16 protein-coding genes and 1 tRNA gene are annotated in these 16,763 nt (G+C 71.4%); 10 read left to right on the plus strand and 7 right to left on the minus strand.

Translation table 11 applies throughout. From position 1 onward, the window contains the following. Position 1 precedes the first annotated feature (1 nt). Positions 2-1,405 (minus strand): M23 family metallopeptidase, encoded by a 1,404-nt coding sequence (locus tag KNO15_RS06475; RefSeq protein ID WP_241702588.1) that lies wholly within the window; start codon positions 1,403-1,405, stop codon positions 2-4. A gap of 303 nt (positions 1,406-1,708) precedes the next feature. Between KNO15_RS06475 and lepB the strand changes: the two genes are divergently transcribed. Next, positions 1,709-2,440 (plus strand): signal peptidase I, encoded by a 732-nt coding sequence (gene lepB, locus KNO15_RS06480; protein ID WP_241702589.1) that lies wholly within the window; start codon positions 1,709-1,711, stop codon positions 2,438-2,440. Positions 2,441-2,534: 94 nt separating this feature from the next. Here the strand turns inward: lepB and KNO15_RS06485 are convergent, their stop codons facing one another. Then, on the minus strand, positions 2,535-3,455 hold the full coding sequence (locus tag KNO15_RS06485) for a siderophore-interacting protein (protein WP_241702590.1): 921 nt from the start codon (positions 3,453-3,455) through the stop codon (positions 2,535-2,537). Positions 3,456-3,569: 114 nt separating this feature from the next. On the opposite strand from KNO15_RS06485, the gene KNO15_RS06490 reads away from it, so the two are divergent. The 3 genes from KNO15_RS06490 (at position 3,570) to KNO15_RS06500 (ending at position 6,005) form a co-directional block, all read left to right on the plus strand. Continuing rightward, a complete protein-coding gene (locus KNO15_RS06490; RefSeq protein WP_241702591.1) occupies positions 3,570-4,034 on the plus strand; it encodes a hypothetical protein in 465 nt (154 codons plus the stop codon). 32 nt (positions 4,035-4,066) lie between these two features. Continuing rightward, positions 4,067-4,396: a YciI family protein gene (locus KNO15_RS06495; RefSeq protein WP_241702592.1), complete on the plus strand. Its 330-nt coding sequence runs from the start codon at positions 4,067-4,069 to the stop codon at positions 4,394-4,396. Between the two features lie 91 nt (positions 4,397-4,487). Further along, positions 4,488-6,005, plus strand: coding sequence for a carboxylesterase/lipase family protein (locus KNO15_RS06500; RefSeq protein ID WP_241702593.1), 1,518 nt, complete (start codon positions 4,488-4,490; stop codon positions 6,003-6,005). Positions 6,006-6,104: 99 nt separating this feature from the next. Here KNO15_RS06500 and KNO15_RS06505 read toward each other — a convergent pair whose 3' ends face one another. Beyond that, a complete protein-coding gene (locus KNO15_RS06505; RefSeq protein ID WP_241702594.1) occupies positions 6,105-6,482 on the minus strand; it encodes a VOC family protein in 378 nt (125 codons plus the stop codon). 4 nt (positions 6,483-6,486) lie between these two features. Next, a complete protein-coding gene (locus KNO15_RS06510) occupies positions 6,487-6,843 on the minus strand; it encodes a YciI family protein (RefSeq protein ID WP_241702595.1) in 357 nt (118 codons plus the stop codon). A 207-nt stretch (positions 6,844-7,050) separates the two neighbouring features. Here KNO15_RS06510 and KNO15_RS06515 point away from each other — a divergent pair, with 207 nt between their 5' ends. The 3 genes from KNO15_RS06515 to KNO15_RS06525 all read left to right on the plus strand — a co-directional run bounded on the left by KNO15_RS06515 (position 7,051) and on the right by KNO15_RS06525 (position 11,226). Beyond that, a complete protein-coding gene (locus tag KNO15_RS06515; RefSeq protein WP_241702596.1) occupies positions 7,051-8,703 on the plus strand; it encodes a thiamine pyrophosphate-binding protein in 1,653 nt (550 codons plus the stop codon). A 34-nt stretch (positions 8,704-8,737) separates the two neighbouring features. Continuing rightward, positions 8,738-9,136, plus strand: a complete 399-nt coding sequence (locus KNO15_RS06520) for a hypothetical protein (RefSeq protein ID WP_241702597.1) — start codon at positions 8,738-8,740, stop codon at positions 9,134-9,136. Between the two features lie 77 nt (positions 9,137-9,213). Next, positions 9,214-11,226 (plus strand): cellulose binding domain-containing protein, encoded by a 2,013-nt coding sequence (locus tag KNO15_RS06525; protein WP_241702598.1) that lies wholly within the window; start codon positions 9,214-9,216, stop codon positions 11,224-11,226. Between the two features lie 93 nt (positions 11,227-11,319). Here the strand turns inward: KNO15_RS06525 and KNO15_RS06530 are convergent. Further along, a tRNA-Thr gene (locus tag KNO15_RS06530) sits at positions 11,320-11,392 on the minus strand. Between the two features lie 41 nt (positions 11,393-11,433). Beyond that, positions 11,434-12,333 carry a DsbA family protein gene (locus KNO15_RS06535; protein ID WP_241702599.1) on the minus strand — a complete coding sequence of 300 codons (900 nt, stop codon included), beginning with the start codon at positions 12,331-12,333 and terminating at the stop codon, positions 11,434-11,436. A gap of 337 nt (positions 12,334-12,670) precedes the next feature. On the opposite strand from KNO15_RS06535, the gene KNO15_RS06540 reads away from it, so the two are divergent. From KNO15_RS06540 to KNO15_RS06550, 3 genes are all read left to right on the plus strand, one after another. Continuing rightward, entirely contained in the window at positions 12,671-13,765 is a 1,095-nt protein-coding gene (locus KNO15_RS06540; RefSeq protein WP_241702600.1) for an ABC transporter ATP-binding protein, read from the plus strand. Positions 13,766-13,855: 90 nt separating this feature from the next. Further along, entirely contained in the window at positions 13,856-15,157 is a 1,302-nt protein-coding gene (locus KNO15_RS06545) for a DUF4032 domain-containing protein (protein WP_241702601.1), read from the plus strand. Between the two features lie 74 nt (positions 15,158-15,231). Beyond that, positions 15,232-15,657 carry a DUF4190 domain-containing protein gene (locus tag KNO15_RS06550; protein ID WP_241702602.1) on the plus strand — a complete coding sequence of 142 codons (426 nt, stop codon included), beginning with the start codon at positions 15,232-15,234 and terminating at the stop codon, positions 15,655-15,657. Between the two features lie 40 nt (positions 15,658-15,697). Here KNO15_RS06550 and KNO15_RS06555 read toward each other — a convergent pair whose 3' ends face one another. Then, positions 15,698-16,684, minus strand: coding sequence for a LacI family DNA-binding transcriptional regulator (locus KNO15_RS06555; protein ID WP_241702603.1), 987 nt, complete (start codon positions 16,682-16,684; stop codon positions 15,698-15,700). Between the last annotated feature and the right edge of the window lie 79 nt (positions 16,685-16,763).

Below are 16,763 nucleotides of genomic sequence, written 5' to 3' on the forward strand. Positions count from 1 at the left end.
GTCACCGCGTTCCTACGATGACTCCCCGCGCCGCGAGGAAGGGGTACGGATCTATTTGCACGCCGTTCACCCGCACTTCGAGGTGGAGGTGGCAGCCGGTGGAGGCGCCGGTCGACCCGACCTGCGCGATCGGCTGGCCGGCCACGACGTGCTCGCCGACGGTCACGCCGATACCGCCGTCGCGGATGTGTCCGTAGGCGGTCTCGACGCCGCCTCCGTGGTCGATGAGGACGAAGTTGCCGTACGAGCCGTTGGGGCCGGCCTGCGCGACGACCCCGGCCGCTGCGGCGACGATCGTGGTGCCGCAGGCCGCGCCGATGTCGTCGCCGGGGTGGAAGGGCGCGGTGCCGGCCGGGCGCGACGGCCGCGGGCCGAACGGGTCGGTCATCGGGCCGTGCACGGGCAGCGTCCACCCGGTGGCGATCGTTGACGGATCGACGATGAGCGCCTGCCACCCGGTGCCGGCGGTGAGCAGTGTCGGCAGCTGGTTCAGGGCCGCCGAGGCCGTGTCCACCTGGAGCTGCGCGTCGGAAACCGCTTGCCGGCTCGCGTCGACGTCGATGCCGGCGAGCGTGTCGGCGGCGTGCTTCGCCTGGCTGTTCAGCGACTTCACCGTCGCGGCGTCGGCCGCTGCATCGCGGAGCGCTTCGACGCGGTCGCCGCTCAGCGTGCGAAGGCGCTGTACCGCGCCGAGCTTGGCGAGGAGGTCTCCGTGCGTTCCGAGCACGGCGGCCAGCGGGTCGTCGGTGATGCCCTTCCAGCCCGCGGCCCGGATGAGCGCGGTGGCGAACGCGGCCGAGGCCGCCGCACGCTTCTTCGCGGCCTTCGCCTGCGCGGCGAGGGCGTCTACCGATGCCCGGGCCTGTTGCTGCTCGCGCTGAGCCGCGAGGTTGGCGTCTGTCGCCTCCGCCAGGGTCTGCTGCGCTTCGGCCAGCTGACTGGCGAGTTGCGCCGCCTGCTCCGCGTCGGCGATGTCGACCTGTGCGCTGGTGCCGGGGAGGTCGGGTACGAGCAGAGGCACGTCGTCGGCGGGCGTCGGTGTGGGCGTCGGTGTCCGCGTGGGCGTCGGGGTCGGCGTGGGCGTCGGGGTCGGGCAGGACGTCGGAGCAGGTGTCGGCGACGGACTGGGAGTCGAGGACGGGCTCGGGGACGGCGTGGGGGTGGCGCAGGGCGTCACCGTGGGCGTCGGCGTGGGCGTCGGCGTGGAGGTCGGCGTCGGGCTGGGCGTCACCGTGGGCGTCGGCGCGGGTGTCGGCGCGGGTGATTCGGTCGGCCCCGAGGTCGGTGCCGGCGTCGAGGTGGTGCAGCCGTCGCCGGAGCAGTCATCGGCCGTCGCGGGCAGCGGCGCGAGCGCGAGGCCGACCGCCAACGCGACCGCCGCCGTGTATGCCAGGCCACGCTGCAACTGCCCCTGCCCGGCCTGCCGGGCGACGGCCCGCCGAGCGGCACGCGAGCCGGGGACGGGCAATGGCCCGCTGCGAAGCGCGGTCGCGGGGCTGAGAGCACGACCTCCATCGCCGCGGCGCGGGTGTTCGCGTCGTGTCAGCAGTCTGAAGCGTCCCAACGCGTCCCGCATGATCACGCGAGCCCCCGGTCGGGCGCCGGAACGGCCCGTTCCTGCATCCTGTCATCCCGGCGGCCCGCGGACAATCCCTCGTGCGGGGGATCGGATGCGTCTCACAGCATCGGCACGCTAGCGTGAACGTTTGTGACCGACAGCACCGAGACCGTTCGACCACGCCGCTCCACACGCACGACCGGGTGGAAGGCGCTCCTGCGGGATGTCGTGATCATCTTCGTGGTGGCCGTGCTGGTCTCGTTCCTGATCAAGACGTTCGTCGCGCGGTCGTTCTACATCCCCTCCGGGTCGATGGAGAACACTCTGCAGATCAACGACCGGATCATCGTCAACGAGCTGCAGCCCAAGGTCTTCCCACTGCAGCGCGGCGATGTCGTCGTCTTCAAAGACCCGGGAGGCTGGCTTCCGCCCGCGGCCCCGAGCACCGGGAACCCGATCCAGCAGGGCATCGGCGCCGTGCTCGACTTCGTCGGTCTCGGAGCATCGGACAGCGACCAGCACCTGGTCAAGCGACTGATCGGGCTCCCCGGCGACCACGTGACGTGCTGCAACGCGCTCGGCCAGATGAGTGTCAACGGGGTCCCGCTCAAGGAGCCCTACGTGCTGCTCCCCGCGGGTCAGCAGGCGGTCTCCGGCAAGCCGTTCGACATCACCGTGCCCGCGGGCAAGGTCTGGGTGATGGGCGACAACCGCTACAACTCGGCGGACTCCCGGTACCACATGGACGATCCCACCAAGGGCTTCGTCCCGCTCAGCGATGTCGTCGGCCGCGCCTTCGTGATCAGCTGGCCGGTGAGCCACTGGTCGTGGCTGGACAACTACCCGGAGACCTTCGCGGGCACCGAGCGCAAGGACGAGTAGCCCAGCCGAGTAGCCCGCCCGATTCGCCCGGTCCGAGAAGCCCGGCCGGTCGCGATCGGCCGGCCGCGATCGTCCTGTCCGGCGGCACGCGGCCTCAGACCCGCTCGGCCCGCCCCAACCGCCAGTAGCCCATGAAGGCGACCCGATCGCGGTCGATTCCGTGCCCGCGCACGAGCAGCCGACGCAGGGTCTTGACGACCCCGGACTCCCCCGCGATCCACGCGTAGAACCCGCCGGCAGCCTGTTCGGGGCGCTCCCAGAGGATGTCGCGGTCGATGTCGACCTCGTCCAGCTGCTGCACCCGGTCCGGCGCGGCCCGCGCGACCAGCTCTGGGCGTTCGGCGAGCCAGGCGGTCACGGCGGGCACCAGGTGGCAGCCGTGCTCTCCACCGGCACGTGCGATCCAGGTGACCTCCACGTTCGGGCCGACCGCGAGCGGCAGGGCATCCGCCTCGGCGGGCACCTCGATGAACGCGTGGGCGCGACGGGTCGGGGGCAGTGCCTCGAGGATGGAGGCGATGGCCGGCGCGGCCGTCTCGTCGCCGACGAGCAGCAGCTCCGTCGCCGTACCCGGCCTCCAGTCGATGCCGACTCCAGTGTGCGGGCTGAGCGCGTCTGGGCCGATGACCACGAGCTCGTCCCCGACGGCCGCGGCGCTCAGCCAACCGGCCGCAGGGCCGCCGTCGCCGTGCACGACGAAGTCGATGTCGACGCGGCACTCCTCCTGCGAGACATCGCGCACCGTGTAGGTGCGGAACGGGTTGCGCCGGTGCTCGGGCAGCGCGCGCCACTGGTCGTACCAGTCGCCCGCGTCGAGCGGGCTGAAGCTGCCGTCCGCCAGCGGGAAGACCAGCTTGACGCGCTGGTCGAGGCGCTCGGTGCCGAACGTCTCGAACTCCGCGCAGGTGAGACTCACGCGCAGGAACCCCGGGCTCAGGCTGCGCAGCGCCGACACCCGTGCCCGATACGGCCGGTACGCCGGGCGGTCCGTGAGGGGCGGGGCGAGTACGGTCACGTCGAACCTTCCGAGCCGGGGCGGGATGAGTAAGGTAAGGCTACACTAACCAACTTCGTGCGGCCTGGGCGCCGATGCTGGACGGTCGGAAACCCGCGCAGTATCGTCGGCCGCGTGACGGACGCACGCATCCACCCCCTCCTGGGCAGGGACGCGCGCCTCGTCGTCCTGATCACGGGAGTCCTCGCGGGCGCGGGCGTCGGTTTCCTGCACATCATCGACTACGAGCTGGGGAACGACACCAAGCGCGAGCTGCTCAGCCCGCAGCTCTTCCTGTACGGGCCGGCGGCGGCCGCCGTCGGGTTCGTCGCGGCGGCCGCTCTCTACGCCTGGTTCGCCCGGGCGCGGCCCGGCATGGCGCTCTGGTGGCGGCACGTGTGCGGCACGGCGAGCGCCTTCGTGGCCGCGTTCGCGGGCTACACCCTGCTCTGGATTACGACGCCTCCGACCTACCTCGGCTGGTTCAGCGAGCCGCTCGGCGCGGCTGTCATCGCCGCGGCGGTGGAGGTCGTGGCCGTCCGGCTCATCCGGTCCGCCCGTAATGTCGAGAGGACGAGGCTCCGTTCGACGTCCCAGTGAACCGACACCGATTCGAAAGGACCGAAAGACCTATGAAGTACATGATGTTCGTGATCACCGACTCCCAGCCCGACGCCGAGTCCGACGAGTCTGACGTCGACCTCTGGGTCGACGAGCTCGACGCGTCGGGCAAGCGTCTCATCGGCGAGGTGCTGGCACCGCAGACCGAATCCCGGGTGGTGCGCGTCCGGGACGGCAAGCGCTACGTGACGGACGGCCCGTTCACCGAGACCACCGAGGTCATCTGCGGCTTCGACATCCTCGACGTCGACGACCTCGACGAGGCGATCGAGATCGCCTCGCGTCACCCGATGGCGCGCAACGGCCAGCTCGAGCTGCGCCCGTTCATGGTCTGGGAGTGACGGGACTCGCTGACGCGACCGACCCGCCGACCAGTCCCGCCGCCTCCCGCCGTGCTGGACCGGGAGGCGGCGGGTGCCCGAAGATGGCGTCATGACCATGATCGCCGGCCCCATCGCCTCCACCACCTCCGGGGAGGTCGCCGGCGGGGACGACGGCCGGGTGACCGTCTGGAAGGGCATCCGCTACGGCGAGCCGCCGACCGGTGCGGCGCGCTGGGCGGCGCCCCGTGCTGCGCGCGAGTGGGAGGGCACGGCAGGCGCGACCTCGTTCGGCGCGGCGGCACCGCAGCCCGTCAACAGGGTGATGCCGCTCGGCGACGGCGTCCGGACGGACGAGGACTGCCTCTTCCTCAATGTCTGGCGTCGCTCCGACGCGGCCGAGGACCGCCCGGTGATGGTGTGGCTGCACGGCGGCGCCTACACCTTCGGCGCCGCGAGCCAGGCCGTCTACGACGGGACGTCGCTCGTCACAGCAGGCGACGTCGTGCTGGTCACGATCAACTACCGGCTGGGCGCGCTCGGGTTCCTCGACCTTCGTTCAGTCGACGGCGGGGAGGACGCCGAACCCAATCCCGCGCTGCGCGACGTGCTGCTCGCCCTGCGCTGGGTGCAGGACAACATCCGCGCGTTCGGCGGCGACCCCGACCGGGTGACCCTCTTCGGCGAGTCCGCTGGCGGCGGCCTCGTCACTGCGCTGCTGGCGACGCCCAGCGCGGCCGGACTCTTCCACCGGGCGATCGCCGAGAGCTCGCCGGCGAGCTCCATGTACGGCGGCACGCGCGCCGCCACCGTCGCCGCCCGCTTCGCCCGGGAGGTCGGGGCGTCCACCCTCGAGGAGATGCGCGCGCTCCCCGTGGCGGCCATCGTCGCGGCGGCTTCGCGGGTGTACGACGCGGTGCCGCGCGAGTATCCGGGAACCCTGGCCTTCGCTCCCGTGGTCGACGGCGACCTCCTTCCCGAGCACCCGATCACCGTGCTAAGCGAGGGCCGCGGCCTCCCCGTGCCGCTGATCATCGGCACCAACCGCGACGAGGCGACGCTGTTCCGCTACATGAACTCGCCGCTCATGCCGATCGGCGCCGACGCGATCGCGCAGATGTTCGCCACCATGCGCGAGGAGCAGCCGGAGCTGCCCTCCCCGAGCCGGGAACAGGTCCTCGCCGCCTACGCGAAGGTCAAGCGCAAGGCGCTCGGCCTGGGGATCGCCCGCGACATCGGCTTCCGGATGCCCACGGTGTGGCTGGCGGCGGGCCACGCCTCGGCCGCGCCGACCTACCTGTACCGCTTCGACCACTCGACGCCCGTGATGACCCTCTCGGGGATCGGGGCGGCGCACGGCGCCGAACTGGGCTACGTCTGGGGCACGCTCGACGCGGGCGCCGGCCCGGCCTTCCGCCTAGGCGGCCGCCGCACGGCCGAGCGCATCTCGACGCGGATGCAGCGCAGGTGGACCGAGTTCGCCAACGGAAGGCCACCTGGAGAGGACTGGCCGGCCTACGACACCCGCTCGCGCTCGTCGCTCGTCATCGCCAAGCACGACCGCATCGTCGCCGACGTCGACGCCTCCCTCCGCGCCGGCTGGGGCGACACCGTCCTCGCCTTCCGCTGAGCCCTGGTCCCGACCGCGTGCGAACGCCGAAGGGCACGCAAACGCCCCCAAAACCCGGTCTGAGGGGCGTTTGCGTGCCCTTCGGCGCACCGTCGACCGCTACGCCCGCTCGACCACCTCGAAACGGTTGCCGTCGGGGTCGGTCGCCTGGAACATCGCCGGGACACCGGGCCAGCGCAGCAGCTCCCCCACCGCGACCCCGCGCCGCGTCAGCTCCTCGTGGGTGCGCCCGGCGTCGAGGCTCTCGAACCGGATGCCCGTCTCGACCCCCGCGGGGACGTCGTCGCTCGCGACCACGAGCGAGACCGAGACCGCCGATCCGGAGGGCGCCAGCATGATCCAGCGCCCTCCCGTCGGCAGCGGGGCATCCACCAGGACCGCGAATCCCAGCGCATCGCGGTAGAACGCCAGAGCGGCGTCCTTGTCCGCGACCGGGATGCCGATCGTGTTCACGCCGATGATCCCCGTCTCCATCATGAGCTCAGCCCCTGCCCACCAGCGGCCGCACCTCGATGCCGCCGTGTCCCTGGCGCGCCTCGGCGAGGGAGGCGGCGAGCGCCACGACCTCGTCGCGGTCGTCGCCTTCGATCAGATAGAACCCGCCGACGACCTCCTTCGCCTCGGAGAACGGCCCGTCGGTGGACCGCGGCTCACCGTCCGCCCCCGTGCGCACGGCGGTGCCGCTGGAGGTCGCCTGCAGTTCGCCTGCGGCGCGCACCCGGCCGACGGCCTTCTCGTTGAACGCCCGGTGAGCGGCGTCGATCGCGGCGCGCTCGTCGTCGCTCATCGCGTCCCAGCGGTCCTCGTCGCCGTGGATGAGGATCAGGTACTCGGTCATGTCGTCCCTTTCGTCGGATGTCCTGAACACCTTCACGTCGAACAGCCGAGGCCGTTTTCGACACCGGCCTCGCGGCTATACTGCTGACGTCCGGCCGTTCATCCGGCCCGGTGCTCGAAAAATGGGCACGAAGCCGCGCTTCGCCAGTCAGCGCGCGAGACACATACGGATCATCGCACCTCCGTTCCCGTCTCGAAAGGCACCGTCATGCCCTCCGTCTCCGCCCACGTCGCCGCCGCTCTCGCCCACCACGTCGACCAGGTCTTCGGCGTCATGGGCAACGGCAACGCCCACTTCCTCGACGCCCTGGAGCGGGACGGGGCCGTCTCGTACACCGCGATGCGCCACGAGGCCGGCGCCGTCGTCGCCGCGGACGCGTATCACCGCGCCTCCGGGCGGCTGGCCGCGGCGACCGCGACCTACGGCGCCGGTTTCACGAACACCCTGACCGCGCTAGCGGAGGCGCGCCAGGCGCACATCCCCCTGGTGCTGGTCGTCGGCGACGAGCCCACCTCCGGGCCGCGACCGTGGGGCGTCGACCAGATCGCGCTCGCCAGCGCTGTCGGCGCACGCACGTACACCGTGGGCCGCACCGATGCCGCCGCCACGACGGTCATCGCCGTCGAGCACGCGCTCACCTACCGGGTGCCGACCGTCCTCGCGATCCCTTACGACGTCGCCACCCGGGAGGCCGGCCCCGTGCCGCAGGCGCCCTCGCCCGCCGCGCCGGCGCCGCTCGCACCTGCCGGACCGTTCGCCGCCGGCGCCATTGCCGACGCCGCCGCAGCCCTGGCCCACGCGGAGCGGCCCTTCCTGCTGGCCGGCAGAGGCGCCTGGATCTCGGGCGCCGGTGCCGCCCTCGGCCGCCTCGCCGAAGCGTCGGGCGCGCTCACCGCCGGCACGGCGCTGGGTCGCGGCGTGTTCCCCGACGCGCGCTACGACCTCGGCGTCACCGGTGGCTTCGGCGCGGAGCGTGCGATGGAGGCCGTGCGGACGGCCGACGTCGCCGTGCTGTTCGGCGCCTCGCTCAACCAGTTCACGATGCGGTTCGGCGACCTGTTCGCGCCCGGCACACGGGTCATCCAGGTGGACGTCGCTCCGGCGGCCACCCACCCGCAGGTCGGGGCGTACGTGCGCGGTGACGCCCGCCTCGTCGCCGAGGCTCTCGTGCAGGAGCTGCGCGCGCTCGACGCGACGCCGTCCGGCTGGCGCGAGTCCGTCGACCTCGGCGCCCTCGTCGCACGGCCCGCCGGGGACGGCCTCGCCGCCGACGGCCGCCTCGACCCGCGTTCGGCCGCCGCCCGCATCGGCGAGCTGCTCCCCGCCGACCGGGTCGTCGTCTCCGACGGCGGCCACTTCATCGGCTGGGCGAACATGTACTGGCCGGTGGCCTCCCCCGATCGCATGCTCATGGTCGGCACGGCGTACCAGTCGATCGGTCTCGGTTTCCCGAGCGTCGCGGGCGCCGCACTGGCCCATCCGGAGTCGACGGTGGTGCTCACGACCGGGGACGGCGGGGGCCTGATGGCGCTGGCCGACCTGGAGTCCGCCGTGCGCGTCGCCGGTGGCCGCGGCCTTGCCGTGGTCTGGAACGATGCGGCCTACGGCGCCGAGGTGAACCTCTACGGCCTGAAGGGTCTGGCGCAGGGTCCGATGCGCATTCCGGAGGTCGACTTCGCGGCTCTCGGAACCGCCGTCGGGGCCCGGGGCGTGGTGGTGCGCACGCTCGCCGACCTGGAGGCTCTCGCCGACTGGGCGGCACGCCCCGCGGACGAGCGGCCGTTCCTCCTGCTCGACCTGCGGATCTCCGGCGCGGTGATCGCTCCGTACCAGGAGGAGATCATCCGCGTGAACTCGTGAGGTGACGGAGGCCCACCGCTACGCTTCCCACAGCATGATGTTCGAACCAGACGACGAACTCTTCCCGGTCCTCCCGCCGACGCGCACCCGCCGCCCTGCAGGGCCGGAAGACCTCGCCGCGACGATCGCGTTCACTGTCATCCTGGTCGCCGTCGGGCTCTTCCTGTCGTTCCTCGTCGTACTCGAACACATGGGCGTCGCCGCCTGCAGCGCGAGCCTGACGGGATGCGACTACGCGCTCCTGGAAGCGACCACGTGGATCACTCCCGCTGCGACCATCGCCGCCCTCGGGTTCGCGATCGTCGCGCTCGCCCGTCGCCCGTGGAGTCGGCGTCGCACCTGGTGGGTTCCGGTGCTCGGGCTGGCGTTCACCGCGTGCGCCTTCGCGGTCGCCTCCGCCCTGGTCAGGACCGCCCTCGGCACTTCTCCCTGACCGATCGCCTCCTCCGGCCGATAGTGACGACTGACGTACCTCCCTTCGTTCTTCCGTCGTAGGTCGTGAGGAGTGCCATGCCCGAGTCAGCGCCCCGTTCCGCTCGCCACCGGGAGTCCGGTCGAGGAGCAGCCGATGCCGTCCTCCTCGCGCTCGGGCGGTTCCGGCGACGGGGAGGTCAGGCCCGACGGCGGCGGCTGGCGGCCACGGCCGCGCTCGCCACCGCCGCTCTGATCGGTTCGGGAGCTGTCGTGGCCTCCGGCGCCCTCGCCGCGGCGACTCCGCGCGTCGACGTCACCTGGACGACCGCGAACTCGTGGACGACGGGCTTCCAGTCGGCGGTCACGGTCACGAACGGCGCGGGCACCGGCACCACGCTGAAGCCCTGGCAGGTGCGCTTCGCCTTCCCGCACACGCTCGTCAGCATCTGGTCGGCGGTGTCCGTCGCCTCGCCCGACGGAACGCTCACCGTAGGCGGGCCGTCATGGGCGACGACCCTCGCTCCGGGAGGGTCTGCTCAGTTCGGGCTCACGGCCACCCGCGCCGGATCCGCCGCGATCGTTCCCACCTCGTGCACGATCGTCGGGCTGCCGGCCGGGACGGTCCTGCCGTGCGCCGTGAACGGCGGGGCCGCCGGCCCGAGGCCGACCCCCACCGCGACGCCGACGCTCCCTCCGGCGCCCACACCCACATCGACGCCCTCTCCCACGCCTACCCCTACCCCTACCCCTACCCCTACCCCTACCCCTACCCCGACCCCGGTCTCGGGCCTCGTCGTCACCTGGACCGTCACCTCGGAGTGGACCGCCGGCTTCCAGTCGTCCGTCGCCGTCATCAACACCTCCGCCGGCACCCTCAGCCCGTGGCAGCTCGCGTTCACGACCGCCGATGGCGTGGTCAGCCTGTGGGACGGCACGGCCGCCCCCACGAGCGACGGCTTCAGCGTGACCGCCCCCGCGTACGCCCGGACGCTCCCGCCCGGCGCCACGGCGACCTTCGGGCTCACGTCGACGAAGGCGGCGGGGGCGCCCCTCGTACCGACCTCCTGCCGGGTCGTCGGCGCCGACCTGCCCTGCTCGATCAACGGCGGCGCGGCGACGACACCCACGCCGACACCGACGCCCACTCCGACCCCTACGCCCACCCCGACGCCCACCCCGTCCCCTGGCACCACCGGTCTCCTGGTCGCGCCCTACGTCGACCTGGGCCTGTGGCCGACCGCCGACCTGTCGTCGTTCGCGGCCTCCGCCGGGGTGCGCGCGGTCACCGCGGCGTTCATCGTCGCCGACCGCACCAGCGCGTGCTCCCCGACCTGGGCGGGCCACACCGCGTACACCATCGGCGGCAGCCAGGATTTCCAGGCGAACGTCCAGGCGTTCCAGGCGCAGGGAGGCCGCGTGATCGCGTCGTTCGGCGGAGCGGTCAACGACGAGCTCGCCCGCGTGTGCACGGATCCGGCCGCGCTGCTCTCCGCGTACAGCTCGGTCGTGACCCGGTTCGGCCTCGACCGCGTCGACTTCGACATCGAGGGCGCTGACGTCTCCGACTCCGCCTCCGATGTGCGCAGGGCCGCGGCGGTCGCCGCCCTCCAGAAGCAGCGCGCCGCGGCCGGCCACCCGCTCCAGGTCACCCTGACCCTGCCCGTCATGCCGTACGGCCTGCTGGCCAGCGGGCTGCGCACGATCTCGGAGTTCACCGCGGCCGGCGTCCAGCTCTCGGCGGTGAACCTGATGACCATGGACTACGGCACAGGCGTCACGAACATGGGCACCGCCGCGATCTCCGCGGCCACCGCGGCCGCAGGTCAGCTGAAGAGCGTCGCGGCCTACGGCTCGTGGACCGACGCTCAGCGTCTCGCGCTGATCGCCGTCACGCCGATGGTCGGCCTGAACGACACCGGGGAGGTCTTCACCGTGGCCGACGCGACGACGGTCGGCCGGTACGCCACGGTCAACGGCCTCGCGGGCCTCTCCTGGTGGGAGCTGACCCGTGACCAGCCGTGCGCCCAGGGCGTCCCCGCCTACATGTGCTCCGGCACCGCCCAGCCGCGCTGGACTTACTCCCGCGCATTCGTCGCCGCCGTCGGCTGAGGCGGGAGCCGAGGCGAGAGCCGAGGCGGCGGATGATCCGCGGCTTCGTAGCTCTCCGAGCGAATTCGCGCCGTCCCGAGGCGTGGGAACCGGAGCCGACTGCGGGGTTCGAACCCGCGACCGCTCGCTTACAAGGCGAGTGCTCTACCAGCTGAGCTAAGTCGGCGACGACGGGAGCCCGTCGCGAACCATCCTAGGGGACGGCGGTCAGCTGCCCGCGCTCGGCGAGGGGGTCGGAGTGGACGTCGACGAGTACTCGTCGCCCTGCGCTTGCAGCACGAACGCCTTGAAGTCGTCCGCGTTGGTGAGTGAGCCGGTGTAGGGCTTGCCGTTCACCAGAACGAGCAGCGCGTTCGTCATCTTCTTGACGTCTGAGTTCGGGATGGGACCGCTCAGAGCCCGGTCGCTCGCCGTGCCGACCCAGGTCTTGAAGCGACCGTCGTCGATGCACGGGTTCACGTCCGACACGGAGGCGCCGGCGGACGCGGCGCGCTTCTTGAGCTCTTGGTCGGTGAGCCCGGGGCCGCCCTCGGCCGGCTGGTCCGTGAACAGCGCCTCGTTGAACGCCCAGAAGGCCGCCGGCGAGTAGTTGGCGACGCACGCCGCCGCGTTCGCCGCCCGCAGCGAATAGCGGGTGCCCGCCGAGTGGCTGGTGTAGATGGCGACGGGATGCATCTCCACCGTGACCGCGCCGTTCTTCACGAGCGGCTCCAGCTGCTTGAGGTTCGTGCGCTGGAACTGACCGCACAGCTTGCACAGGTAGTCCGCGTAGATGCGGATGTCGACCGTGCTGCCCGACGGATCGGCCGGGCTCGCGATGGGCTTCGCGTCGGCGGCGAGCGCCGGGGTCGCCTTGACCTTGAGGCCGGACCCGACGACGACGCCGTCGCTGGCCATGTTCTTCGGTCCTGGCACGGTCGGGCGGATGGCGCCCATGATCACCACGGCGACGATGGCCGCGATGGCGAGGACTCCGATCACGATGCCGCCGGACAGGAGGGTCTTGTTCCTGCGGTCCTTGCGCTGCTGGCTCGTGCGGAGCTGTCGGGCTTTCTCCCTGGCAGCCGCGCGGACGTCGCCGCTGCGGCTCTCGTCGGGGTCGGTCATGGAACTCATATCTTGGCGAATCGGCTCTCGGGGTAGGCGGCGCTGTGCGCGGGGGAACGCATCAGCGGGGACGTGCGTGAGCTAGACGCAACCGGACGATCGTATTCCGGCAGTCTGGGAATAGACCAGACATACGCCGTCCGAGTTCCGAACACCACCTCCACGCTGCCCCCCGAGCGCGGGCCAGCGGCCTCCGACGGCGCGTGGTCCAACGCGCCCGTGGGATGCCTTACTATGGGGGTCGTGGCATCGACGCCCCTGGACGTCGACGCCACGTCTATTCCATTCACAACGGATCGTCCGGCACGTACCTGCCGGTGAAGGAGACAAAAGAAAAATGGCGACTGTCACTTATGACAAGGCGACCCGGCTCTATCCGGGTTCCACCCGCCCCGCGGTCGACGCCCTCGACCTCGACATCGCCGACGGCGAGTTCCTCGTCCTGGTCGGCCCCTCCGGATGTGGCAAGTCCACGTCGCTGCGCATGCTCGCGGGCCTCGAAGAGGTCAACGACGGCAACATCTTCATCGGGGAGCGCAACGTCACCGACGTGCCCCCGAAGGACCGCGACATCGCGATGGTGTTCCAGAACTACGCGCTCTACCCGCACATGACCGTCGCCGAGAACATGGGCTTCGCGCTCAAGATCGCCGGCGTCGGCAAGGAGGAGCGCGCCTCCCGCGTCCTGGAGGCCGCCAAGCTGCTCGACCTCGAGCCCTACCTCGGCCGCAAGCCGAAGGCCCTCTCCGGTGGTCAGCGTCAGCGCGTCGCCATGGGCCGCGCGATCGTCCGCTCCCCCCAGGTGTTCCTCATGGACGAGCCGCTGTCCAACCTCGACGCCAAGCTCCGCGTGCAGACCCGCACCCAGATCGCCTCCCTCACCCGCCGCCTGGGCGTCACCACGGTCTACGTCACCCACGACCAGACCGAGGCGCTCACCATGGGCGACCGTATCGCGGTCCTCAAGGACGGCGTCCTGCAGCAGGTCGGCACCCCCCGCGACCTCTACGCGCAGCCGAGGAACGTCTTCGTCGCCGGCTTCATCGGCTCCCCCGCCATGAACCTGTTCACCGCCGACGTCACCGACGGCGGCGTCAAGTTCGGCAACTCGGTCGTTCCGATCGAGCGCGATGTGCTCGCCAACGCCGGCAGCTCGGTCACCATCGGTGTCCGCCCGGAGGACGTCGTCGTCTCCACCTCCGAGAGCGGCGGCCTGAAGGTCGCGGTCGACCTCGTCGAGGAGCTCGGCGCCGACGGCTACCTCTACGGCCACTCGGAGGTCGACGGCAAGCGCACCGACATCGTCGGCCGCGTCGACGGCCGGGTGCACCCGAACGCCGGTGACACCGTCTACATCACCCCGAAGCCGGGCCACGTCCACCTGTTCCACGCGGAGTCGGGCGAGCGCCTCGGCGGCGCGGTCGTCGACTAAGGTCCCCGGAGCAATTCCTCACTCTGCCGCAGTCCGGTCTCGGACTGCGGCAGAGTGGTTTCCGCACCACCTGTTCCTGGAGGCTCTGTCATGGCCGGCTCTGTCAACATCACCGCGGCGACCGTCGATCCCGCGCTTCTCGATCTCCCGTGGAACATCCCGCTGGAGCAGTGGTCGAACGAGCACATCGCGCTGTTGCCGAAGGGCATCAGCCGACACCTCGTGCGCTTCGCGAACCTCTCGGGATACGTCATCGCCATCAAGGAGACGACCGCGGAGATGGCGCAGCGCGAGTACGAGATGCTGCGCACCCTCCAGCGCCTCGACGTGCCGTGCGTCGACCCGGTCGCGGTCATCAAGAACCGCACCGACGACAACGGCGACCCGCTCAACGCCGCCCTGGTCACCCGGCACCTCAAGTTCTCCCTCCCCTACCGTGCGCTGTTCTCGCAGACGCTGAGGCCGGACACCGCGACCCGTCTCGTCGACGCCCTCGCCGTGCTGCTGGTGCGGCTCCACATCGTCGGGTTCTTCTGGGGCGATGTGTCGCTCTCCAACACGTTGTTCCGGCGTGACGCCGGCGCGTTCGCCGCCTACCTGGTCGACGCGGAGACCGGGCAGATCTACGACGGCCTCTCCAACGGGCAGCGCGAGAACGACCTCGAGATCGCGCGGGTCAACATCGCAGGCGAGCTGATGGATCTTGAGGCCGGCGGCCGTGTCGACGAGGAGCTCGACCCGATCAAGGTGTCGAACGGGATCGTCGCCGCGTACCGGTCGCTCTGGAAGGAGCTCACCGGCAGCGAGTCGTTCTCGTCGTCGGAGCGCTGGCGGATCAGCCAGCGCGTCGAACGGCTCAACGAGCTCGGCTTCGACATCGAGGAGCTCGCGATCAAGACCTCCGACGAGGGAACGACCGTCCGCATCCAGCCGAAGGTCGTCGACGCCGGGCACCACCAGCGGCGGCTGCTGCGCCTGACCGGCCTCGACACCGGCGAGAACCAGGCGCGGCGCCTCCTGAACGACCTCGACTCCTACTCGGCGACCCTCGGCAAACGCGGGCTCGACGAGGAGGCCATGGCCCACGAGTGGCTCCTGCGCGTGTTCGAGCCGGTCGTCCGCGCCATCCCGGCCGAGCTCAAGGGCAAGCTGGAGCCCGCCGAGGTCTTCCACCAGCTGCTGGAGCACCGCTGGTTCATGTCGCAGCGCGAAGGCCGCGACGTGCCGCTGGCAGAGGCGCTGACCTCGTACATCAACGACATCCTCCGTCATCGCCGCGACGAGGCCACCGTCGTCGGACCGCCCACCGAGACGATGAGCATCCCGGTGATCCGCAGCGCCGCCGGACTCGATGAGGACGACGACGAGGACGACTGGCGCTCGAAGGTCTGACGGCACCCGGGGTCGCGACAGCGCTGGCCCAGCGCCGCTCCGCTACGCTCTGAGTAACCAGAACGAGGAGCCCCATGTCGAATCCCGAACAGCCCGCCTACCCGGCGCAGCAGCAGCCCGCGCAGCCGCAGTACGGCGCCCCGCAGCCCTACGGCACCCAGCCGCAGTACGGCGGGCAGCCGCAGTACGGCGCGCAGCCGTACGGCGCCCAGCCCGGCTCCCCGTATCCGTACGCCTACGCTCCGGAGCCGCGGACGAACGTGCTGGCGATCATCTCGCTGGTATCCGCCTTCTTCGTGAGCCTCGCCGCCGTCATCACCGGCCACATCGCGCTGGCGCAGATCAAGCGCACCGGTGAGAACGGCCGGGGGCTGGCGTTGGCCGGTCTGATCATCGGCTACGTCGGCATCGGCGCCGGCGTGCTGTTCTTCCTGGCGTGGCTCCCGCTGTTCTTCGCGGTCATGGGGCACAGCATGTCGACCTCGGGAATCTCCAGCTAGCTCGGCCGGGCCTCCGGCTCGGGCTTCGCCGTCGCCCGCGTCACCCGGAGTCGCGTACCCGGAGCACGGCGTCCACGCCGCGGCGCACGGTCTCGACCGGGCGGTCCTGCTCCATCAGTTCGAGGAGCAGTTCGCCGCAGGCCCGCCCGAACTCTCGAGGTTGGAGGTCGACGGCCGTGATCGGCGGAGTGTGGAACTCCATGATCAGGCTATCCACTCCCGACACCAGCTTGATGTCCGCGCCCGGCCGCAGACCCAGCGTCCGCAGCAGCCCGGCGATGCGGACCGCGACCCCGTCCGCCCCGACCAGGATCGCGTCGACGCCCTCGGCGCCCGTCCACTCGGCGAGTCGGCGCGCGAGCGTCGCGTTCTCCTCGTGGATGGTCGTCAGGAGCACGCGCGGCTCACGCCCGCGTTCCGCGCACCAGGCACGATAGGCGGCCTCGAGCTCCTGCGCCCACGCGGAGACCTGCTCGACCAGCAGGAGGCCTGGTGCCTCGGCGCCGTGGTCGGTGAAGCGTTCGAGCACCTCCCGGGTGGTCCGGGTGTTCGGGGATTCGACGATCCCCCACGGGTCGGGGAAACCCGGCGGCGGGGAGTCGCCGGTCACCACGGGCAGGTCTTGGCCGAGGATCATCGCGGCGCCCTCGTCGTCGGCGTGCGGCTCGATCAGGATGAAGCCGTCCACGGGCGGGAAGGACTCGATGCGCGGGCTCGTCGGCGTGCTGGGGACGATCAGGAGCGAGAGGTCGGCCGCGTGCAGCCGTTCGGTGAGGCCGAGCGTGGTCTCGGTGTAGTAGCCGAAGTGCACGGCCGACTCGGGCAGGTAGAGCCCGACCGCGCCGGCGCGGGACTGGCGCAGCGCGCGACCCAGCCGGTTGATCCGGTAGCCGGAGGCCTTGGCGATGGCCAGGACACGCGCACGGGTGTCCTCCGACACGCCCTTCTTGCCGTTCAGGGCGAGGGAGGCGGCGGCAACGGAGATTCCCGCTCGCGCGGCGATGTCGGCCAGCGTCGTGGTCGGCATCCGCGCTCCTCTCGTCCGCATCCCGCCGCGTTGCGTCGCGGCTTCATCGCATTGTATAGTCCCAGATTAATCGATCAAG

Source organism: Leifsonia shinshuensis, assembly GCF_022606355.1.
GTDB classification, from domain to species: Bacteria; Actinomycetota; Actinomycetes; order Actinomycetales; family Microbacteriaceae; genus Leifsonia; species Leifsonia shinshuensis_B.